This is a genomic window from Pseudomonas sp. BF-RE-25 (genome assembly GCF_019956105.1).
Lineage (GTDB): Bacteria > Pseudomonadota > Gammaproteobacteria > Pseudomonadales > Pseudomonadaceae > Aquipseudomonas > Aquipseudomonas migulae.
Genome location: NZ_JAHBDB010000017.1, coordinates 70,738 through 91,438, shown reverse-complemented (window position 1 = coordinate 91,438; position 20,701 = coordinate 70,738). Strand labels below are relative to the sequence as shown.

The window sequence follows — 20,701 nt, the reverse complement described above, 5'->3', positions numbered from 1 at the left end:
AATCACCCCAGTGCAGATCGCCAGGGCATTGCGTGCAGCAGCCAAGGAGCGGCACTGATGTCCAGTCTGGCAGATGCAATCGTCCAGAGTGATCTGGACATCGCCCCGTTGTTGTTGCCCGCGCAGGTGTTGCGCAACGACGCACAAGCGATCAAGGCCGCCCATGAGCTGGCGCAGGTCGCCCGCCAACAAGCGGCTAAACGCGACCGTCAGCGCAAGCTGCCGTGGTCGGAAATCGAACAGTTCACCCGCAGCGGCCTGGGCAGCATTGCCATCCCGCGCGAATACGGCGGCCCGCAGGTTTCGTTCGTCACCCTGGCCGATGTTTTTGCGATCATTTCCGCAGCCGATCCGGCACTCGGGCAGATCCCGCAGAACCAGTTCGGCATTCTCAACCTGGTGCTCGGCAGCGCTACCGAAGCGCAGAAAAAACAGCTGTTCAAGAGCGTGCTCGAAGGTTGGCGCATCGGTAATGCCGGGCCGGAGCGCGGCACCAAGAACACCCTGGAACTCAAGGCACGGATCACCGCCGACGGCGACGGATTTGTCATCAGCGGGCAGAAGTTCTACTCCACCGGCGCCCTCTTCGCCCACTGGGTGGCGGTCAAGGCGCTGAATGACGACGGCAAGCAAGTGCTGGCCTTCGTCCGTCGCGGCACACCGGGCTTGCGGATCGTTGATGACTGGTCCGGTTTCGGCCAGCGCACTACCGCCAGCGGCACCATTTTGCTCAACAACGTGCGGGTCGACGCCGAGCTGGTGGTGGACAACTGGAAGATCAACGACAAGCCGAACATCCAGGGCGCCGTCTCGCAGCTGATTCAAGCGGCCATCGACGCCGGCATCGCTCGCGGCGCCATCGACGACGCCATCGAATTCGTGAAAACCCGCGCTCGCCCGTGGATCGACGCCAAGGTCGAACGCGCCAGCGATGATCTTTATGTGATCGCCGACATCGGCAAACTGAAAATCGAACTGCACGCCGCTGAAGCGCTGCTGCGCAAAGCCGGGCAGGTACTCGATCAGGTCAACGCCGCGCCGCTCACCGCCGAGTCCGCCGCCCGTGCCTCGATTGCCGTGGCCGAAGCCAAGGTGCTGACCACCGAGATCTCGCTGCAGGCCAGCGAAAAGCTCTTCGAACTGGCCGGCAGCCGCGCCACCCTCGCCGAATTCAACCTCGACCGCCATTGGCGCAACGCCCGCGTGCACACGCTGCACGATCCGGTGCGCTGGAAGTATCACGCCGTCGGCGCCTATCACCTCAACGGCACGCTCCCCGCTCGCCACTCCTGGATTTAACGACCAGACACCTGGAGAAACACATGACAATTTCTCACCACGTCGCGGTCATAACCAGCGATGAGCAAGCCTTGATCGTCGCCAGTGACCTGGCCGAAGATTTCAAACGCGACAGCGCCCTGCGCGACCGTGAACGCCGTTTGCCGCACCCGGAACTGGAAGTGTTTTCCCGCTCGGGCCTGTGGGGCATCAGCGTGCCAAAAGAGTACGGCGGCGCCGGGGTTTCCAACGTCACGCTGGCCAAGGTGATCGCCTTGATCGCCCAGGCGGACGGATCCCTCGGACAAATTCCGCAGAACCATTTTTACGCCCTCGAAGTGCTGCGCGTGAACGGCAGCGCCGAGCAGAAAAAACGTCTCTATGCAGAAGTGCTGGCCGGCCAGCGTTTCGGCAATGCACTCGCCGAACTCGGCACCAAAACCGCCCACGACCGCGTCACCAGCCTGACCCGCGACGGGGACGGCTATCGCATCAACGGCCGCAAGTTCTACGCAACGGGCGCGATCTACGCGCAGCGCATCCCGACCTCGGTGGTGGATGAAAACGGCGTGCAGCAACTCGCATTCGTACCACGCGACAGCAAAGGCCTGACAGTCATCGACGACTGGAGTGGTTTCGGCCAGCGCACCACCGGCAGCGGTTCGGTGGTGTTCGAAGACGTCTTTGTGGCCGCCGAAGACGTGATCCCGTTTCAAAGCGCCTTCGAACGCCCGACCCCGGTCGGCCCGTTGGCGCAAATTCTTCATGCGGCCATCGACACCGGCATCGCCCGCGCCGCCTATGAAGACGCGCTGCATTTTGTGCGGACCAAAACCCGGCCATGGATCGACGCCACACACGAAAAAGCCATCGACGACCCGCTGACCATCAAGAGCTTCGGTCACCTGAGCATTCGTCTGCACGCCGCCGAAGCCCTGCTGGAACGCTCCGGCGAATTCCTCGACAAAGCTCAAGCCGACACCAACGCACAGACCGTTGCCGCCGCGTCGATTGCCGTCGCCGAAGCTCGTGCCATCAGCACCGAAATCTCCCTTGCCGCCGGCAGCACGCTGTTTGAACTGGCCGGCAGCCAGGCGACCCTGATCGAACACGGACTGGATCGCCATTGGCGCAACGCTCGGGTGCACACGCTGCACGACCCGGTGCGCTGGAAGTATCACGCCGTGGGCAACTACTACCTCAACGATGAAAACCCTCCGTTGCGAGGGACCATCTGATGGCCGGTGAGAAAAAGAAGATCCTGCTCAACGCGTTCAACATGAACTGCATCGGGCACATCAACCATGGTTTGTGGACGCACCCACGGGACACCTCGACTCAATACAAGACCATCGAGTATTGGACCGAACTGGCGCAGTTGCTGGAGCGCGGTTTGTTCGACGGTTTGTTCATCGCCGACATCGTCGGCGTGTATGACGTCTACCAAAACTCGGTGGACGTACCGCTGAAAGAGTCGATCCAGCTGCCGGTCAACGACCCGCTGCTGCTGGTCTCGGCGATGGCGGCGGTGACGAAAAACCTCGGTTTCGGCCTGACCGCCAACCTGACGTACGAACCGCCGTATCTGTTCGCCCGGCGCATGTCGACGCTCGATCACCTGAGCCGCGGCCGGGTCGGCTGGAACATCGTCACCGGCTACCTCGACAGCGCCGCCAAAGCCATGGGCCTGAGCGAACAAGTGGAGCACGACCGTCGTTACGACCAGGCCGACGAATACCTCGAAGTGCTCTACAAACTCTGGGAAGGCAGCTGGGAAAACGGCGCGGTGCTCAACGATCCGCAGCAGCGGATCTACGCGCAACCCGACAAAGTGCACAAGGTCGAACACAAGGGCGAGTTCTATCAGGTCGAGGGATATCACCTCTGCGAACCTTCGCCGCAACGCACGCCGGTGCTGTTCCAGGCTGGCAGTTCGGATCGCGGCTTGCTGTTCGCCGGGCGCCACGCCGAATGCGTGTTCATCAGCGGCCAGAACAAACCGTCGACCAAGGTTCAGGTGGACAAGGTGCGCGCCAGCGCCGTTGAAGCCGGTCGCAATCCTGAGGACATCAAGGTGTTCATGGGGCTGAACGTGATCGTCGGCGCCACCGAAGAACTCGCTTGGGCCAAGCACGCCGAATACCTGAGCTACGCCAGCGCCGAGGCCGGCGTGGCGCATTTCTCGGCATCGACCGGGATCGATTTTTCCGAGTACGCCATCGACGAACCGATCCAGTACGTGAAGAGCAACGCGATTCAATCGGCTACCAAAAACCTGCAAAACAACGACTGGACCCGGCGCAAATTGCTCGAACAACACGCGCTCGGAGGTCGCTACATCACGGTCGTTGGCTCGCCGGAGCAAGTGGCCGATGAGCTGGAATCGTGGATCGCCGAGACCGGTCTGGATGGCTTCAACCTGACGCGAATTGTCACGCCGGAAAGCTATGTGGATTTCATCGAACTGGTGATTCCCGAGTTGCAGCGGCGTGGGTCGTACAAGACCGCTTATGACGACGGCAGCCTGCGGGAGAAGCTGTTTCACGCAGAGGCGCATTTGCCTGAGCAACACACCGGCTCCGCGTTTCGCCGCTAAAAGCTTCGCGAGCAAGCTTCGCTCCTACAGGGGCACTGCAATCCCCTGTAGGAGCGAGGCTTGCCCGCGAAGAGGCCCGTCCAAACACCCAAAACTTATGCACTGACTGGAAAAAAAACATCATGACCAAGAACTACCTCTCTCACCCAGTCAAAGCACTGGCCCTGGCCCTCGGCCTCTTCAGCTCCATCACCTTCGCCGCCGACGCGCCGCTGAAAGTCGGCACCACCGCCGCCTTCGCCATCCCGCTGGAAGCCGCCGTCGCAGAAGCCAATAAACAAGGCCTGAAAGTCGAACTCGTCGAGTTCACCGACTGGATCGCGCCCAACGTCAGCCTCGCCGCCGGCGACATCGACGTGAACTACTTCCAGCACGTGCCGTTCCTGGAAAACGCCAAGGCCGCCGCCGGTTTTGACCTGGTGCCGTTCGCACCGGGCATCATCAACAACGTCGGCCTCTACTCGAAGAAATACAAAAGCTTCGACGAGCTGCCGGAAGGCGCCAGCGTCGCCATCGCCAACGACCCGATCAACAGCGGTCGCGGCCTGCAACTGCTGGCCAAGGCCGGCCTGATCACGCTCAAGCCAGGCGTCGGCTACAAGGCTACCGAAGAAGACATCATCGCCAACCCGAAGAAGATCAAAATCCTGCAAGTCGAAGCGGTGCAACTGGTGCGCGCCTATGACGACGCCGATCTGGTGCAGGGCTACCCGGCCTACATCCGCCTGGCGAAGACATTCGATGCCGGTTCCGCGTTGCTGTTCGACGGCCTCGATCACAAGGAATACGTGATCCAGTTCGTGATCCAGCCGAAAAACAAAGCCGACCCGCGCCTGATCAAATTCGTCGACATCTACCAGCATTCGCCAGCCGTTCGCGCAGCGTTGGATAAGGCCCACGGCAAACTCTATCAAGCCGGTTGGGAAAGCTGAGAATGACGGCCGCGATCCAACGGCGACTGGATATTCCAGAGCCTCAGCAAGCTAAACAGACCGAACTGCACCCCGACCTGAACCGTGCTCACGTGCGCTTCATCGGCCTGGGCAAGACCTACAACGGCCAGCAAGGTCCGGTGGCGGCGTTGCACGGCATCGACCTGGCCATCCAGCGCGGTGAAGTGTTCGGCATCATCGGCCGCAGCGGCGCCGGCAAGTCGTCGCTGATCCGCACCATCAACCGCCTCGAACAACCGGGCACCGGACGCGTGCTGATCGATCAGGTGGACATCGGCGAGTTCGATGAAGACCGCCTGGTGGCGCTGCGTCGGCGCATCGGCATGATCTTCCAGCACTTCAACCTGATGTCGGCCAAAACCGTTTGGCAGAACGTCGAGTTGCCGCTGAAAGTCGCCGGCGTGCCCAAGGAAAAACGCGAGCAGAAAGTTCGTGAGCTGCTGGAACTGGTCGGCCTGCAAGAGAAGCACAAGGCCTACCCGGCGCAGCTTTCCGGCGGACAGAAACAGCGCGTTGGCATCGCCCGCGCGCTGGTGCACGACCCGGAGATTCTGTTATGCGACGAAGCCACTTCGGCGCTGGACCCGGAGACCACGCAATCGATCCTCGGCCTGCTGCGCGAGATCAATCAGCGCCTGGGCCTGACCATCGTGCTGATCACTCACGAGATGGCGGTGATCCGCGACATCTGCGACCGCGTCGTGGTGTTGGAGCATGGCCGCATCGTCGAGCAAGGCCCCGTGTGGGAAGTCTTCGGCAACCCGCAGCATGAGGTCAGCAAGACCTTACTGGCGCCGTTGCAACACGCATTGCCGCAGGAGCTGCAAAGTCGTCTCCAGGCGCAACCACAGTCGTCCGACGCCGCCGTGGTCCTGCGTTTGCAATTCACCGGCAGCGCCACCGACGAACCGGATCTGGCCGCGCTGTTCGCCGCCCTCGGCGGTCGCGTGCGCTTGCTGCAAGGCGGCGTGGAACGGATTCAGGGCCATGCGCTGGGGCAATTGCTGCTGGCGGTGACCGGCTCACCGCTCGGCGCAGAGGAACTGCGTCAACGCGCCGGCAACTGGGCACAACAGGTGGAGGTGCTGGGTTATGTGGTTTGATCGGTTGCTGCAAGGCTTCATCGACACGTTTTTGATGGTTGGCGTGTCGTCGTTGATCGCGCTGCTGGCGGGGATTCCGCTGGCGGTGATCCTGGTCACCAGCTCCAAGGGCGGGATCTACGAAGCACCGGCGCTGAACCGCGCACTGGGTGCGTTCGTGAACCTGTTTCGCTCGATTCCGTTCCTGATTCTGATGGTGGCGCTGATTCCGTTCACCCGGCTGATCGTCGGCACCACTTACGGTGTCTGGGCAGCCGTGGTGCCGCTGACGATTGCGGCCACGCCGTTCTTTGCGCGTATCGCCGAAGTCAGTTTGCGTGAGGTGGATTACGGTTTGATCGAAGCGGCGCAGGCGATGGGGTGCCGGCGTTGGCACATCGTTTGGCATGTGCTGTTGCCTGAAGCGTTGCCGGGGATTGTCGGTGGTTTCACGATCACCTTGGTGACCATGATCAACTCGTCGGCCATGGCCGGGGCGATTGGTGCGGGTGGATTGGGGGACATTGCGTATCGGTATGGGTATCAGCGGTTTGATAGCCAGATCATGTTGACAGTGATTGTGTTGCTGGTGGTGTTGGTGGCGGTGATTCAGTTGGGTGGTGATCGGTTGGCGCGGGGGTTGAACAAGCGCTGAATCAAGGTTAGCGGTAGGAAATCCACTACAAATCTGGAAGTTTTCCCACAGAGAAATCAGCACTCCTACAAGGCCAATCCCTTTCATTTGCAGGACGTTTCCTAGATGATTCCGCACGCTTGCGCCTGGTAAATCCGCTGGCTAGTCTCGGTCCGTCACTGCTCATCAGTGATCGGGATTAGTAGCCCGGATCGATAGGTGCATAGCGTGTTCATGCTCATGTCTGGCAATTTGCCGGATGCTGAATATGGTGGCTGTGCGTGGGGCACCTTTGGGTGCGCCGGTTTGCCTATTGACCGGTCTACTAACCTGCGCGCAGCCGCCACCCATCGTTTTAGTAGGCGAAAAGTGACGGCTCCCATGCATCAATAGGAGCAACACAAGTGAAAAAACCAGTCCCCGATCCACCTCCCGAAACCTCAAGCAAAGACAACGACGATCCACTTAAAGGTCGTTCAGCGCTTTACCACGCGATCGATTTTTACCTCACCCGCGAACATACCGGCGCACCGGACGAACTGCGCTTCTACAACGTCAGCCAGGACGTGAACTTCGAGGACACGCAACTCTATGTCGCCGACCTTCTGCGCTGCGCCTCGGTCACCGCTTATCGGTGCGGCGATCAACTGAAAGGTGCCGACAGGGCCATGGTGTTCTCTATTTGGCATTTGCTGGAAATTGCCAAGGCGATGGTTGACCGGTCCATTGAATGTCTGGGGATGAAGCACACCGGAAACCGGCCTGAATAATCGGTCGACAGTTAAATCGCCTTCGCTGGCAAGCCTCGCTCCTACAGGGTTCGCGTGATCTTCTGGACGGTGTGAAACCTGTAGGAGCGAGGCTTGCCAGCGATTGGCTGCGCAGCAGCCCCAGACCTGATGGCGTATATTCGGCGAATCCCAATTGCCTGCGCAGCCCGCCATGAAACAAACCCCGGACGACCTTGAGAAAATCACCTCCACCACCCTCGGTCATTACAACTCGGTGGCCGAAGGTTTTCGTGAAGGGACGCGCGATCACGATGTCAGCCAGAACATTGATGCGATGCTGCGGCATATTCAGGGTGAGGCGCCCTTCGACATCCTCGACTTTGGCTGCGGGCCGGGCCGGGATTTGCAGACGTTCACGCGCATGGGCCACACCGCAGTCGGCCTCGACGGTTCGGAGAAGTTTGCACAAATGGCGCGCGAGGACAGTGGTTGCGAGGTGTGGCAGCAGGATTTTCTGAAGCTTGATTTGCCGGCTGAACGCTTCGACGGGATTTTTGCCAACGCGGTGCTGTTTCACATTCCGCGTCAGGAATTGCCACGGGTGTTGAAGGAATTGCGCGGGGCGTTGAGGCCCGGTGGGGTGTTGTTCAGTTCCAATCCGCGTGGTGAGAATCAGGAGGGGTGGAATGGGCCGCGGTATGGGGCTTATCACGATCTTCAGGCGTGGCAGGATTTGCTGACCGCGGCGGGGTTTGTGGAGTTGGAGCATTACTACCGGCCGGCGGGGCTACCTCGGGAGCAGCAGCCTTGGCTGGCGAGTGTCTGGCGTAAATCTGAGTAGTCAGGTCGGACGCCATCGCGAGCGGGCTCGCTCCCACAGGAGACCGCATTTCCCTGTGGGAGCGAGCCTGCTCGCGATTAGAGCGCGAAGCGCTCTGCTTTACCGGGCCTCTTTTTTCGGCTCGCGAATCTTGTACCAGGCCACATACAGCGCCGGCAAAAACAGCAGTGTCAGCAACGTCGCGATGATGATGCCGCCGATCATCGCGTAGGCCATCGGCCCCCAGAACACTTCCCGGGCAATCGGGATCATCCCCAGGCTCGCCGCCGCAGCCGTCAGCAGAATCGGCCGGCGACGGTGTTCCGTGGCTTGCGCCACCGCATCCCACGGCGACAGCCCCTCTTTCTCCAGGGCATCGATCTGGGTCACCAGAATCACCGAGTTGCGGATGATGATGCCGATCAGCGCCAGAATCCCCAGGATCGCCACGAAGCCCATCGGCGTGCCGGTGGGAATCAGCGCCAGCACCACGCCGATCAGGCCTAGCGGCGCGACGCTCGCCACCAGGAACAGCTTCTGCACACTGTGCAGCTGGATCATCAAGAAGGTCGCCATCAGGAACAGCATCAACGGCACCACCTTGGCAATCGGCCCTTGGGCCTTGCCGCTTTCCTCAACCGTACCGCCCGTGGCGACCTTGTAGCCCACCGGCAAAGCGGCGGCGAATTTGTCGATCTCCGGCTTCAGTTGCTTGACCAGATCGGTCGGCTGAATCTCGTCGCGCACCGCAGCCTTGATGGTGATGGTCGGCTTGCGGTCGCGGCGCCACACCAGCGGCTGCTCCAGTTCATAACGCACGGTGGCGAAAGCCAGCAGCGGGATCGAGGTGCCGCTGGGCGTGACGATCTGCAGGTTCTGCAACGTTTCCGGCGTACCGCGCTCGGCATCCACCGCGCGGCCCACGACGTTGATCAGGTAGATATCGTCATCGACCTGTGTCACCGGCGCACCGACGACGATGCTGTTCATCAGGTTGGCCACGTCTTCCGACGACAACCCCAGTTGCCGCACCTTGTCCTGGGCGATGTCGATGCGCAGGACTTTGCCCGGCTCGTTCCAGTCGTAAATGATCTCCCCGATGTGCGAGTTCTTGTCCAGCTCGGTGGCCAAGGCGATGGCGTGTTTGCGCACCTGGTCGATGTCCTTGCCGCTGACCCGGTACTGGATCGGCCGCCCGACAGGCGGGCCCATTTCCAGCGCCTGCACATAACTGCCGATGCCGACAAAATCCTTGCGCAAGCGTTCGCGCAAACGCTGACTCAGGGCTTCTCGCGATTCCAGGCCCTTGCTGACGATGACCAATTGCGCGTAGTACGGGTTTTGCAATTGCTGGTCGAGCGGCAGGTAGAAACGGATCGCGCCTTCGCCGATGTAGGTGCTCCAGCGCACGATGTCCGGGTCGTCCTTGAGCGTTGCTTCGAGCTTGTCGACGGCTTTGCGGGTTTCGGCAATCGAAGCGTTTTGCGGCAGGTTCAGGTCGACGAGAATCTCCGGCCGGTCCGAGGACGGGAAGAACTGGTTCTGCACGAACTGCATGGAAAACACCGACGCCACGAACAAGGCAATGGTGATGCCGATGGCCCACCAGCGATTGCGCATGGACCAGAGCATGCCGTAATTGAAGGCGCGACCGATGCGTCCAGGTTCTTCATCGTGAGGTTTCACGTTGGCGTTGAGGATGTGTACGCCGATCACCGGCGCAAACAACACCGCGACAACCCACGACACCAGCATCGCTACGGCAATCACCGCGAACAGCGTAAAGGTGTACTCGCCCGCAGAACTGGCGTTCAGGCCGATCGGTACAAAACCGGCCACCGTCACCAGCGTACCGGTGAGCATCGGGAACGCGGTCGAGGTGTAGGCGAACGTGGCCGCCTGCTCCTTGGTTTCACCCATCTCCAGCCGGGTGACCATCATCTCGACCGTGATCATCGCGTCGTCCACCAGCAGGCCGAGGGCGATGATCAGCGCGCCGAGGGAAATCCGCTGCATGGTGATGCCGCTGTATTCCATGAAGACGAAGACCATCGCCAGCACCAGCGGAATAGAACACGCCACCACTAACCCGGCGCGCACGCCGAGGCTGACGAAGCTGACCACCAGCACGATCACCACCGCTTCGAACAGCGCGCTGGTGAAGCCGCCAACGGCTTTTTCCACTACGGCGGCCTGATCGGAAACGTTGTACACACCGACGCCCACCGGCAAATCGGCGGTCAGGTCGATCATGCGCTGGTGCAGCGCCTTGCCGAAATCCTGAATGTTGCCGCCCTTCTTCATGGCAATGGCCAGGCCGATGGCCGGATGGCCGTTGTAGCGAAACTCCGGGGTTGCCGGGTCGACATAACCCCGACTGATGTCGGCAATGTCGGCCAGGCGATAGAAGCGATCGTTGAGCCGCAGGTTGACGTTTTCCAGGTCTTTCTCGGACGCGAACTGCCCGGTGGTGCGAATGGAAATCCGCTCGGGACCGGCTTCAATGACCCCGGCCGGCGTCACCGCGTTTTGCGATTGCAGGCTATCCACGACCTGACGCTGATCGATCCCCAGCGCCGCCAGTTTGCGGGTTGAGAAGTTCAGGTAGAGCACTTCATCCTGCTCGCCGACCATCTCGACCTTGCCCAGCCCCGGTACTTCACGAATCTCGGCGCGAACCTGCTCGACGTAATCGCGCAACTGGCGCATCGACAAGCCGTCAGCGGTAAAGGCGTACACCGAACCGAACACATCACCGAATTCGTCGTTGAACCCAGGCCCTTGCAGGCCCTTGGGGAACTGGCCGCGAATGTCGTTGATCTTCTTGCGCACCTGGTACCAGATTTCCGGAATGTCCTTGGCGCTGGTGGTGTCGCGCAGGTTCACGAAGACCGTGGACTCACCGGGCCGTGTATAGCTTTTCACATAGTCGAGGGAGTCGAGTTCTTCGAGCTTTTTCTCGATGCGGTCGGTGACCTGCTTGAGGGTTTCTTCCTGGGTCGCACCCGGCCAGCTGGACTGGATGACCATGGTCTTGATGGTGAACGAGGGGTCTTCCTCGCGGCCGAGGTTCATGTACGAGAACACGCCCATCAGCAGCGCGATGAACATCAAATACCAGACAAACGACTGATGTTTGAGCGCCCATTCGGATAAGTTGAAACTCCCTTTCATTGTGGGCCGTCCTCATCGATTTTCACTTTCTGCCCAGGCTTCAGGCTGTTCACACCGGCACTCACGACACGCTCGCCGGACTTCACGCCGCTGGCCAGGACCATGGTGGAATCGGTGCGGCTGATCAGGCTGATGTCACGCGGGGAAACGGTTTGGGTCTGAGGGTCGATGACCCAGATCCGCGATTTACCATCGACCTCTTGCAGCGCGGTCAGAGGCAGTTCGATACGCGGTTTGATCGCAGAGCTGAGGGTGACGCTGATTGCCGTGCCCAGGCGAAACCCCGGTGGTGTGTCGGTCAGGGTCAGGCGGGCGCGACGGGTGCGGGTGGCGCTTTGGGCCTGGGGTTCGATTTCGCGGACGATGGCGGTGGTGGTGATGTTCGGCTCCAGTTGCACGGCGACCTGAAACACCACATCCGTGGGCAACTGATCCACCAGCGTGTCGGGCAGGTCGATCACCGCTTCCTTGATGTCCGGCTGCGCCAGGGTCACCACTTGCTGGCCGGCGGTCACCACTTGCCCGGCTTCGGCGTTCCACGCGGTGACGATGGCTTTGTGGTCGGTGCGCAACTCGACATAATCGAGTTGGTCCTTGGCCTGATCGACCGCCGCCTTAGCTTGATCGAGGGAAGCCTGAGTGGTTTTCAGATCGGTCTGGGCGATGTCCAGTTGCGCCTGCGCACCGACCCCGCGATCGAACAGCTCCTGCTGACGCCGGGCGTTGGCCTGGGCGTTGATCAGCTGTGCCTGGACCTTCGCCAGATCGCCCAGAGCCGAGCGCAGCTGGTTTTGCTGATCGGTGGGATCGAGGGTCGCGAGCAAGGCGCCCTTCTCGACCTCGGCGCCGACATCGACGTTGCGACTGGCGATGCGCCCCGGTACGCGGAAGCCGACATTGGTTTCGTATCGGGCCTGAATGCTGCCGGCGAAGCGGCCGAGACTCTCCTCGCCCAGCGCCTGGACCTTGATCGACAGCACCGGACGCACCGGCTCTGGCGGCGGTTCTTCTTTCGAGCAGGCCACCAGCAGCATTCCGGCGAACACCAGCAACACGCGCTTCATGGCTGGGCTCCCGCAGCTAAATCCTTGTAGGTGTTTTCGGCGATTTCCACTTTGACGCCGGGGTGCAGCAACTGACCGCCGGCAATGACGACTTTTTCGCCGCCCTTAAGGCCATCGCTGATGATGACTTTGCCGGTCAGGTAACGACTCACCGTCACCGTATGCAATTGCGCCTTGCCCTCGTCATCCACCAGCCACACGGCCGGTTCGCTGAGGTTTTTGGTCAGCGCCGACCATGGCAGTTCGATTGCGGATTTGCTCGGCGTCTTCGCCGTGCCGCTGATCACCGAGCCAAGTTGCATGCCTTCCGGCAGACCGTTAAGGGTGACCTTGACCTGCACCGTACCGGTCTGCGCGGAAACGGCCGGGGTGACTTCCCGAACCGTGCCCGTGGTCTTGATGGCCGGGTTATCGAGCAAGCTCACCACAATCGTTTTGCCCTCAGGATCCTCTGTCAGCAGCGACTCGTAGACGTTGAACACCGCGTCGCGCTCACCGTCGCGCGCCAGGCTGAAAATCGGCATCGTGGCCTGCACCACCTGGCCGACTTCGGCCTGCCGGGCAGTGATCACTCCCGGCGCGTCGGCGATCAGTGCGGTGTAACTCAGTTGCTCGCGGGCGTTGGCCAGTTGCGCCTGGGCAGCCGTCAGCGCGCTCTGGCTGCTGCGCAATGCGGCCTGGGCGGAGTCGAACTCGCTTTGACTGGTGTAGCCCTTGGGCAGGAGTTTTTGCTGGCGGACGAAGGCGGCGGCGGCCTGTTTGACCCGCGCCTGCTCGGCGACGACCTGCGCCTGGGCCGAGTCGACATTGGTTTGCAGGTCTTTCGGGTCGAGCCTGGCGAGCACTTGCTTGGCCGACACCCGGTCACCGACATCGACCGAACGCTGGATGATCTTGCCACCGACACGGAACGACAGTTCTGTCTGGACGCGCGCCTGAACATCACCGGTGAGGGTCACGGACGCGGCGTAATTCGCGGCGTTGACGACTTGCACGAACACCCGCGGACGATCCTTTTCGACCTGGGGTTTTTCCCCGCAGGCCCCCAGCAGGACAAGAAGACTCAGGCCAACCACTCTTTTCAATCCGGGACCAGCCATGCAGACTCCTTTGCGTCGTACGAACGTGCCAATGGCGATACGACTGTGAGCTTAGAACAGGGTTCAACAGGTGCACAGGTTTGCTGCACTCTCTGTAGGAGCGAGCCTGCTCGCGAAGCGGATCAACATTCAATTTCTCTTTTTCTGACACACCGCCTTCGCGAGTAGGCTCGCTCCTACAGGGGGATCTCAGTGTTTTCGATAATGAGGCAAACTGACGGACCACGCAGTGCAGCAGGAAGCTTCCCATGCTCAAAACCCTCGCGGTGGCCAATTACCGCTCGATCAATAAACTGGTGATTCCACTGGGTCGTCTGAACCTGATCACCGGGCCGAATGGCAGTGGCAAATCCAACCTCTACCGGGCGTTGCGCCTGCTGGCGGAAACCGCTCAGGGCGGCGTGGTCAATGCGTTGGCCCGCGAAGGCGGCCTGGATTCGACCTTCTGGGCGGGACCTGAAACCATCACCCGGCGCATGCGCAACGGCGAAGTGCCGATCGAGGCGACCGTTCGCCACGGCGTCAAACGCCTGCGCCTGGGGTTTGCCGGGGACGACTTCGGCTACTCGATCAGCCTTGGGCTGCCCGATTCCAACGGTCATTTCATGTTGCCCGGGCACAGCACCCCCATTGCGTCACGGTTCAGCCTCGATCCGCAAATCAAGCGTGAATGCCTGTGGGCCGGGGCGCATTATCGTCCGGCGAGCCTGCTGGTGGATCGCGACGGCCCGATGATCCGCACCCGAGCCAACCGCAGCTGGGACGTGCTGGCTCAGCACACGCCGACTTTCGACAGCCTGTTCGATCAGGTAGGCAGCTTACGGACCTCGCCGGAGGTGCTGGAGATGCGTGAGTTCATCCGCCGCTGGCGCTTCTACGATCACTTTCGCAGCGACGCCGACGCACCGGTGCGTCAGCCACAACTGGGCACCCGCACCCCGGTGCTGCACCACGACGGAAGAGACCTGGCGGCGGCGTTGCAGACCATTATCGAGATTGGCGACCCCGAAGCTTTGCGCAACGCCATCAGCGATGCATTTCCCGGTGCGCGTCTGCATATCGAGCCGCTGGCGGGCGGCCGGTTCGCCATCGAGTTTTATCAGGAAGGGTTATTGCGGCCGTTGTCGGCGGCGGAGTTGTCCGATGGGACGTTGCGCTACTTGCTGTTGGTGGCGGCACTGCTGACACCGCGCCCACCGACACTGATGGTGCTGAACGAACCGGAAACCAGCCTGCACCCGGACCTGTTGCCGGCGTTGGCGCGCTTGATTATCCGCGCGTCGGAGCAGTGTCAGGTGTGGGTGGTGTCCCATGCCCGGCGGTTGATTTCGGCGCTACAGGAAGATCCCGAGTGCAACTGCATCGTGCTGGAGAAAAATCTGGGCCAGACCGGGATTGTCGGGCAGCGGATGCTGGATGAGCCGGCGTGGTATTGGCCGGATTGAGTGGCCGAGTGTATGTGCGGATCTAAAAGGTACGGCGGCGAAAATCAGAGAGCGGATCTGACCGCTCATTATTTTGAGGGTTTCTATACGGTTCTGGTTTTCTTCCGCTGTGGGCAAATATCACGGCTTCAGCTCTGTTTATCTTGTAAGCACGAAAGCTGTAAGACACTGAAGTAGCTGTAGCCGCAAAGGACAATGCGCTAAAAACGGCCATTGCGATGAGCAGAGGATCCAAAGCGGAATTATCCGGATCCGTGGCAGACACTGTGGATCTCGCCACCCCCGCCACAGCCCCCGCTAATCCCGCCGCAGCCCCCGTCATACCTGCATACCTGGCTATTTTCGAGAACGATGCAGAAGCCGGCTTACCATTGATTTTTGAACTTTTGATAGAGAGCCTTGCCGAGAAAAGCCCAACCCCACTCGAAACAAGACTCAGGACTGACAAGGCAACGAACAGCCATGGTTGCCAGTCTTTCGCGGCAGCCTGCCCCGTCGGATCACTGAAATTCACCGGATCCCCCAGACAATACGCGTACGGATTCAACCCGCCCCGCGCAAATGGACTCAGCCGGTCCGGGCTATTGAAGCGCCTCAATACCGAGTTGAACGCTCGATGACCTTTGCCCAGCAAATAATGACCGGTAAATGGGTCAACTGCTTCGCCGGTAAACCCAAGGAGGCTGCCGGAATCACTATCAACCCATCGGTTGCCGTACGGCGCATAGACTTGTGGTATCGACCCGGCGGCATCGGTGACATGCAAGACCGAACGTTGCCGATCAGTGCTCAGTATCCGATTGTGAATGCCATTGCCCTGACGCGATTGCAGTACCAACAATTGGCTGTCGTGCTGGAACACGCTCTTGCTGGAGGTTCTCTGCAGCTCAGTCACCAGATGGTCTCGTCGGTAAAACCGCTGCACCCTTTCCTGCCCCGAACGTTCAATGGCAACCAACTGATCCAGAGCGTCGTAGTGGTAGCGGCACATCGTGGTTTTCAACGTGTTCATCCAGGCTACCCTCCCCGTGAAGTGCTTAGCTTGCACCCGAAATGGAGTTCGTACACCTAGCAAAAGTGCTAGGTGTGTCGACGTGGTATTGGCCGGATTGAACGGTGTCCGATAAACCGAATCGCGAGCAGGCTCGCTCCCACAGTTGACCGCGTTGCCCCAACGGACAAGGTCTAATGTGGGAGCGGGCTTGCTCGCGAAGACGATCGAAAGATCAACGCATCTTTCAGAACATCACCCCTGCCACTTCCCACCCTCGACAATCACGCTCTCAGGCTTGGTGTCATCGCTCAATTCCTTGCGCACATATTGGTCGTACAGTTTGAGCAAGTACTTCTCCTCACCCAGCTTCGCCAACTCGGCGTTCACCCAGTCACGCAGCTCGATGTTGCCCTTCTTCACCGCCGGTGCAATCGGCGCTTCTGCACCCAGCGTCTGACTCAGCACGCGGTAGCCAGGGTTCTGCTTGGCCCAGCTGAACAGCACCAGATTGTCCTGCGCATAGGCATCGCCACGACCGTTGGCCAGGGCTTGCAGGGACTCGGAGTTTTTCTCGAACTTCAGCAGTTTCCAGTCCGGGTGATTCTTGGTCAGCCAGATATCCGCCGTGGTGCCGGTGGTGACGATGGTGGTGCGGGTCGCCAGGTCATCGAGGTTTTTCACTTCGCTGGCCTGTGGCACCAATGCCTGTACTGCGACTTTCAGGTTTGGATTGGTGAAGTCCACCGCTTCCTTGCGCTCCGGGGTCACGGTCATGTTGGCCAGGATCAGGTCGACCTTGTCACTTTGCAGGAACGGAATCCGGCTCGCCGGTTCTACAGCGACGAACTCGACCTTGTTCTCATCGCCGAGCAGATCCTTGGCAAATTGGCGGCCGATGTCAGTATCGAACCCAACGTAACGCCCCGCTTCATTGACGAAACCAAACGGCGGTTTGTCAGTGAAAACGCCGACGATCAACTTGTCCCGCGCCTTGATTTTGTCCAGGTAGCTGGCCGGCGCGGTGCTTTCGCTGGCCACTTTCGGCTTCGCGGGTTCTTCGGTTTTGTTGCAGCCGGCCAGCAACGCGAGGCCGAGCAGCGGGAGTAGCAGTAGAGAAGACTTGGCAGTTTTCATGGCAGTTCCAGTTCCTTTGTTTGAGTCGTTTTGGGTAGTGCGGCGACGTAGGAGAACTTCTCCAGGAACTGCTGCGCTCGTGCGGTTTGCGGGTTCGTAAAGAAAATCTCGGGAGGGTTTTGTTCAAGGATTCGCCCGGCATCCATGAACACGATGCGGTCAGCCACTGCGCGGGCGAACGCCATTTCGTGGGTGACAATCAACAGCGTCATGCCTTCGCGGGCCAGGCCCTGAATGACTTCCAGCACTTCCTTGACCATTTCCGGGTCGAGGGCGGCGGTGACTTCATCGAACAACATGACTTTGGGGTTCATGCACAACGAACGGACAATGGCGATGCGTTGCTGCTGGCCGCCGGAGAGCTGGCGAGGAAAGGCGTCGCGCTTGTCCGAGAGGCCCACGCGCGCCAGCAAGGTTTCGGCCTGATCCCGGGCTTCGCGGCGTTCGCGTTTTTGCACCTTGACCGGGCCGAGCAGCAGGTTGTCGAGCACGCTCATGTGCGGGAACAGGTGATAGCTCTGGAACACCATGCCGATCTGCTGTCGCACTTCGCGCCAGTCGGTGCCTTTGTCCAGCAACTCTCGGCCGGCAAATGTCAGGCTGCCGCTGTGCGCGACCTCCAACCCGTTGAGGCAACGCAACAGGGTACTTTTACCGCAGCCGCTGGGGCCGAGGATGACGATCACTTCGCCGGACTTCACCTTCAGGTCGATGCCGTCGAGCACCTGCTGCTCGCCGAAAAACTTGTTGAAACCCTTGAACTCGATCAATGCGCTCATGCTTGCGTCCAGCGCCGCTCCAGCACGCGCGAGGCGGCCGAGAGCGGGTAGCAGATGAAAAAGAAAAACAGAAACAGCGCGCCGTAGATCAGCACGGATTCGTAGGTGCGTTCGATGATCTGCTGGCCGACCTTGATCACGTCCACTACGCCGATCAGCACCGCCAGGGAGCTGGTCTTGATGATCCGCGTGTAGACATTGATGGTCGGCGGGGTCATGCGTTTCAGCGCCTGGGGCAGCAGCACGTAGCCGTAGAGTTGCGGGCCGTTCAAGCCGATCGACAGGCCCGCTTCACGCTGGCCGCGTGGCAACGAATGCAAGGCGCCGCGCACCACTTCACCGACTTCGCTGGCGCCCCACAGCGACAGCACCAGCACCGCGCACCAAAAGCTCGGAATGCTCAGGCCAAAGAAAATCGGCAGACCGAAGAACAGCAGGTACAACCAGACCAGCACCGGGATCGCCCGGAACAGCTCCAGATACACGCGCAAAATCGCGTTCAGCCATTTCGAATTCAGCGTACGCAAAACGCCGTAAAGCACACCGCCGACGGTGCTGATGGCGATGCTCAGAAAGGAAATCGACAGGGTTTGCGCAGCGCCCTTGCCCAGTTGCGGCAACGACACCCACAACAACTCAAGACCCGAACTGGCCATGCTGGAGCCTCCTTTCCAGACGGCTGAGCAGCAACGACAGCGGCAAAAACAGCAGCACGCAAATCAGCGTCAGCACAGCGAGCATTTCGTAGGTTTTGTAGTAGAGCGCGATGTAGCTTTTGGTGGTGTAGAGAATTTCCGGAACCGCTACGGCCGAGACCACGGTGGTCTCTTTGAGCAGGAAAATGAAATTGGCGAACAGCGACGGCAGGCTGAGGATGCCGGCCTGCGGCAGGATCACGTAGCGCAGCAATTGCCCGTGGGACAAGCCGATGGAGCGGCCGGATTCGAGCTGCGCCTGGGGCACCGCATCCACCCCGGCGCGCAGCACTTCCGTGAGGTAAGCGCCGCCCAGGAACGTCACGGTGATAATCGCCGCCGTGAAGCCTGACACCTTGATGCCCAGCGCCGGCAAGGCGAAATACACAAAGAACAGTTGAATGAGCAGCGGCGTGTTGCGCGCCAGTTCTACGTACAACCCGACCAGGCGTTGCAGGTAAGGCGTGCGGAACACCAGGATCGTCGCGTTGATCAAGGCCACCAGCAGCGAGGTGCCGATGGCGATGAAGCCGACCTGCAGCGTCACGCCCACGGCCTTGAGAAACGCCGGCAGGGTGCTGAGGATAAAAGCGTAATCGAAGTTCATTGAACATCCTGGACGCCGCTCGGTAAGCGACGGTGGCGCAGTCCATGGGCGGTGGATAACCTCCCGGCAGGCACCGACTTTAAAGGTATAAGAATCGGAATTTAAATACCGTTAAAGCATATTGATATCACGCAAAAAACTATCTGGTGAATTTGCCGAGAAGGAGGAAGACGACTATTTTCCTTTTCGCTGTAGGAAGGATCTTTTTTTCGGAATAGCCCTCCAAGGACGCACAGCTTTTGGCCAGACTCCCGGCCGAACCATCACAAGGAAGAGAACATGGCTGACGTAAAAGTACCGCAACGGCTTGATCCGCAAGACATCGTGAAGCTGCTGGTGGCGTTGCGCAGGGCGCTGAAGGCCAGGGCGGCCTAGGCCTTCGGCACACGCCTATCCCCTGTAGGAGCGAGGCTTGCCCGCGAAGACGTCCGGCCTGATACACCGCGTTGTCTGAATCGCCAGCAAGCTGGCTCCTACAAAAGTGCGGTGTGTCCGTGATCTGTAGGAGCGAGGCTTGCCCGCGAAGGCGTCCGGCCTGATACACCGCCTTGTCTGAATCGCCAGCAAGCTGGCTCCTACAAGAGGCTCGCTCCTACATTTGGAATGTGCACGCGCAATAAAAAACGCCGACGCTATTGCTAGCCGTCGGCGTTCGAAACCTTGAAGGGGTTTGATGCTGCGTCCAATCAGAACGCCGGCAGTACGGCGCCGCTGTATTTCTTGGCGATGAAGGCTTTCACTTCCGGGCTGGTCAACGCCTTGGCCAGTTTCTGGATGGCTACGCTGTCCTTGTTGTCTGGACGAGCCACCAGGAAGTTCACGTAAGGCGAATCAGCACCTTCGATCACCAGCGCATCTTTAGCCGGGTTCAGACCTGCTTCCAGCGCGTAGTTGGTGTTGATCAGGTCCAGGTCAACCTGGTCCAGAACGCGCGGCAACATGGCCGATTCCAGTTCCTTGAACTTGAAGTTGTGCGGGTTCTTGGCGATGTCTTTCGGAGTAGCCAAAGCGTTTTTCGGGTCTTTCAACTCGATCAGGCCAGCCTTCTGCAACAGCAGCAGAGCACGACCGCTGTTGCTGCCTTCGTTCGGCAGAGCGATGGTCGCGCCGTTTGGCAGGTCAGCCAGTTTTTTGTACTTCTTCGAGTAGCCACCGAACGGTTCAACGTGAACACCGATCACGGTCACCAGGTTGGTGCCTTTGCCTTCGTTGAAGTTTTTCAGGTACGGCAGGGTCTGGAAGTAGTTGGCGTCCAGACGCTTCTGGTCAACCTGTACGTTTGGCTGAACGTAGTCGGTGAACACTTTGATTTCCAGGTCCACGCCTTCTTTGGCGAGGGTTGGCTTGATCAGCTCCAGAATCTCGGCGTGTGGGACCGGGGTCGCCGCAACTACCAGTTTCTCGCCAGCCTGGGCCAGGCCCGCGGTCAGGGCAGCCGCCAATGCGGTGAACAACAGAACCTTTTTCATGCAGTGTCCTTATCGAAAATCACGGTCGTCATCGACGACGGCTTGTTTAGTACGAGTGCCAGTGAAGTGCTATCGCTGGCGTGAAGCGGACAATACCGGGATTTTTTATTCCCGAACAATATCTTTTATTCACTTTCATATTCCAT

18 protein-coding genes are annotated in these 20,701 nt (G+C 60.1%); 9 read left to right on the top strand and 9 right to left on the bottom strand.

Going from position 1 to position 20,701, the window contains the following annotated elements:
* Positions 1-57 precede the first annotated feature (57 nt).
* The 8 genes from KGB24_RS09860 to KGB24_RS09825 all read left to right on the top strand — a co-directional run bounded on the left by KGB24_RS09860 (position 58) and on the right by KGB24_RS09825 (position 8,115).
* The gene (locus KGB24_RS09860) at positions 58-1,299 is read left to right on the top strand and encodes an SfnB family sulfur acquisition oxidoreductase (RefSeq protein WP_207285578.1); all 1,242 of its coding nucleotides are present in this window, start codon (positions 58-60) and stop codon (positions 1,297-1,299) included.
* A 23-nt stretch (positions 1,300-1,322) separates the two neighbouring features.
* Positions 1,323-2,516, top strand: a complete 1,194-nt coding sequence (locus KGB24_RS09855) for an SfnB family sulfur acquisition oxidoreductase (protein ID WP_223415274.1) — start codon at positions 1,323-1,325, stop codon at positions 2,514-2,516.
* The gene (locus tag KGB24_RS09850) at positions 2,516-3,874 is read left to right on the top strand and encodes an LLM class flavin-dependent oxidoreductase (RefSeq protein WP_207285576.1); all 1,359 of its coding nucleotides are present in this window, start codon (positions 2,516-2,518) and stop codon (positions 3,872-3,874) included. Before KGB24_RS09855 ends, KGB24_RS09850 begins: the two co-directional genes overlap by 1 nt.
* Positions 3,875-3,996: 122 nt before the next feature.
* A complete protein-coding gene (locus KGB24_RS09845; protein WP_008032494.1) occupies positions 3,997-4,806 on the top strand; it encodes a MetQ/NlpA family ABC transporter substrate-binding protein in 810 nt (269 codons plus the stop codon).
* A 2-nt stretch (positions 4,807-4,808) separates the two neighbouring features.
* Complete coding sequence (locus KGB24_RS09840; protein WP_223415275.1) at positions 4,809-5,930, top strand: methionine ABC transporter ATP-binding protein; 1,122 nt, start codon at positions 4,809-4,811, stop codon at positions 5,928-5,930.
* Positions 5,920-6,564: a methionine ABC transporter permease gene (locus KGB24_RS09835; RefSeq protein ID WP_192226712.1), complete on the top strand. Its 645-nt coding sequence runs from the start codon at positions 5,920-5,922 to the stop codon at positions 6,562-6,564. The genes KGB24_RS09840 and KGB24_RS09835 overlap by 11 nt, the downstream gene beginning before the upstream one ends.
* Before the next feature lie 383 nt (positions 6,565-6,947).
* The gene (locus tag KGB24_RS09830; RefSeq protein ID WP_008032502.1) at positions 6,948-7,313 is read left to right on the top strand and encodes a DUF6124 family protein; all 366 of its coding nucleotides are present in this window, start codon (positions 6,948-6,950) and stop codon (positions 7,311-7,313) included.
* 172 nt (positions 7,314-7,485) lie between these two features.
* A complete protein-coding gene (locus tag KGB24_RS09825; protein WP_223415276.1) occupies positions 7,486-8,115 on the top strand; it encodes a class I SAM-dependent methyltransferase in 630 nt (209 codons plus the stop codon).
* Positions 8,116-8,214: 99 nt separating this feature from the next.
* On the opposite strand, the gene KGB24_RS09820 is transcribed toward KGB24_RS09825, so the two are convergent.
* From KGB24_RS09820 to KGB24_RS09810, 3 genes are read right to left on the bottom strand one after another with little or no spacing between them, the layout of a single operon-like run.
* On the bottom strand, positions 8,215-11,268 hold the full coding sequence (locus KGB24_RS09820; RefSeq protein WP_223415277.1) for an efflux RND transporter permease subunit: 3,054 nt from the start codon (positions 11,266-11,268) through the stop codon (positions 8,215-8,217).
* Positions 11,265-12,332 (bottom strand): efflux RND transporter periplasmic adaptor subunit, encoded by a 1,068-nt coding sequence (locus tag KGB24_RS09815; RefSeq protein WP_223415278.1) that lies wholly within the window; start codon positions 12,330-12,332, stop codon positions 11,265-11,267. The genes KGB24_RS09820 and KGB24_RS09815 overlap by 4 nt, the downstream gene beginning before the upstream one ends.
* Entirely contained in the window at positions 12,329-13,432 is a 1,104-nt protein-coding gene (locus KGB24_RS09810) for an efflux RND transporter periplasmic adaptor subunit (protein WP_223415279.1), read from the bottom strand. Before KGB24_RS09810 ends, KGB24_RS09815 begins: the two co-directional genes overlap by 4 nt.
* Before the next feature lie 248 nt (positions 13,433-13,680).
* Between KGB24_RS09810 and KGB24_RS09805 the strand changes: the two genes are divergently transcribed.
* Positions 13,681-14,877, top strand: a complete 1,197-nt coding sequence (locus KGB24_RS09805; RefSeq protein ID WP_008032511.1) for an AAA family ATPase — start codon at positions 13,681-13,683, stop codon at positions 14,875-14,877.
* 22 nt (positions 14,878-14,899) lie between these two features.
* Here the strand turns inward: KGB24_RS09805 and KGB24_RS09800 are convergent, their stop codons facing one another.
* The 6 genes from KGB24_RS09800 to KGB24_RS09775 all read right to left on the bottom strand — a co-directional run bounded on the left by KGB24_RS09800 (position 14,900) and on the right by KGB24_RS09775 (position 20,555).
* Entirely contained in the window at positions 14,900-15,889 is a 990-nt protein-coding gene (locus tag KGB24_RS09800) for an RHS repeat-associated core domain-containing protein (RefSeq protein WP_223415280.1), read from the bottom strand.
* Between the two features lie 234 nt (positions 15,890-16,123).
* Positions 16,124-17,005, bottom strand: a complete 882-nt coding sequence (locus KGB24_RS09795; protein WP_223415281.1) for a transporter substrate-binding domain-containing protein — start codon at positions 17,003-17,005, stop codon at positions 16,124-16,126.
* A complete protein-coding gene (locus tag KGB24_RS09790) occupies positions 17,002-17,784 on the bottom strand; it encodes an amino acid ABC transporter ATP-binding protein (RefSeq protein ID WP_008032517.1) in 783 nt (260 codons plus the stop codon). Before KGB24_RS09790 ends, KGB24_RS09795 begins: the two co-directional genes overlap by 4 nt.
* Entirely contained in the window at positions 17,781-18,440 is a 660-nt protein-coding gene (locus KGB24_RS09785; RefSeq protein ID WP_223415282.1) for an amino acid ABC transporter permease, read from the bottom strand. The genes KGB24_RS09790 and KGB24_RS09785 overlap by 4 nt, the downstream gene beginning before the upstream one ends.
* Positions 18,421-19,086 (bottom strand): amino acid ABC transporter permease, encoded by a 666-nt coding sequence (locus KGB24_RS09780; protein ID WP_223415283.1) that lies wholly within the window; start codon positions 19,084-19,086, stop codon positions 18,421-18,423. The genes KGB24_RS09785 and KGB24_RS09780 overlap by 20 nt, the downstream gene beginning before the upstream one ends.
* A 686-nt stretch (positions 19,087-19,772) precedes the next feature.
* On the bottom strand, positions 19,773-20,555 hold the full coding sequence (locus KGB24_RS09775; protein ID WP_008032521.1) for a MetQ/NlpA family ABC transporter substrate-binding protein: 783 nt from the start codon (positions 20,553-20,555) through the stop codon (positions 19,773-19,775).
* Positions 20,556-20,701 lie beyond the last annotated feature (146 nt).

Bases quoted from the DNA above. Each gene is read 5' to 3' on its own strand.
- KGB24_RS09860 (WP_207285578.1), top strand. From the start codon at position 58: ATGTCCAGTCTGGCAGATGCAATCGTCCAGAGTGATCTGGACATCGCC.
- KGB24_RS09855 (WP_223415274.1), top strand. From the start codon at position 1,323: ATGACAATTTCTCACCACGTCGCGGTCATAACCAGCGATGAGCAAGCC.
- KGB24_RS09850 (WP_207285576.1), top strand. From the start codon at position 2,516: ATGGCCGGTGAGAAAAAGAAGATCCTGCTCAACGCGTTCAACATGAAC.
- KGB24_RS09845 (WP_008032494.1), top strand. From the start codon at position 3,997: ATGACCAAGAACTACCTCTCTCACCCAGTCAAAGCACTGGCCCTGGCC.
- KGB24_RS09840 (WP_223415275.1), top strand. From the start codon at position 4,809: ATGACGGCCGCGATCCAACGGCGACTGGATATTCCAGAGCCTCAGCAA.
- KGB24_RS09835 (WP_192226712.1), top strand. From the start codon at position 5,920: ATGTGGTTTGATCGGTTGCTGCAAGGCTTCATCGACACGTTTTTGATG.
- KGB24_RS09825 (WP_223415276.1), top strand. From the start codon at position 7,486: ATGAAACAAACCCCGGACGACCTTGAGAAAATCACCTCCACCACCCTC.
- KGB24_RS09820 (WP_223415277.1), bottom strand. From the start codon at position 11,268: ATGAAAGGGAGTTTCAACTTATCCGAATGGGCGCTCAAACATCAGTCG.
- KGB24_RS09815 (WP_223415278.1), bottom strand. From the start codon at position 12,332: ATGAAGCGCGTGTTGCTGGTGTTCGCCGGAATGCTGCTGGTGGCCTGC.
- KGB24_RS09810 (WP_223415279.1), bottom strand. From the start codon at position 13,432: ATGGCTGGTCCCGGATTGAAAAGAGTGGTTGGCCTGAGTCTTCTTGTC.
- KGB24_RS09805 (WP_008032511.1), top strand. From the start codon at position 13,681: ATGCTCAAAACCCTCGCGGTGGCCAATTACCGCTCGATCAATAAACTG.
- KGB24_RS09800 (WP_223415280.1), bottom strand. From the start codon at position 15,889: ATGAACACGTTGAAAACCACGATGTGCCGCTACCACTACGACGCTCTG.
- KGB24_RS09795 (WP_223415281.1), bottom strand. From the start codon at position 17,005: ATGAAAACTGCCAAGTCTTCTCTACTGCTACTCCCGCTGCTCGGCCTC.
- KGB24_RS09790 (WP_008032517.1), bottom strand. From the start codon at position 17,784: ATGAGCGCATTGATCGAGTTCAAGGGTTTCAACAAGTTTTTCGGCGAG.
- KGB24_RS09785 (WP_223415282.1), bottom strand. From the start codon at position 18,440: ATGGCCAGTTCGGGTCTTGAGTTGTTGTGGGTGTCGTTGCCGCAACTG.
- KGB24_RS09780 (WP_223415283.1), bottom strand. From the start codon at position 19,086: ATGAACTTCGATTACGCTTTTATCCTCAGCACCCTGCCGGCGTTTCTC.
- KGB24_RS09775 (WP_008032521.1), bottom strand. From the start codon at position 20,555: ATGAAAAAGGTTCTGTTGTTCACCGCATTGGCGGCTGCCCTGACCGCG.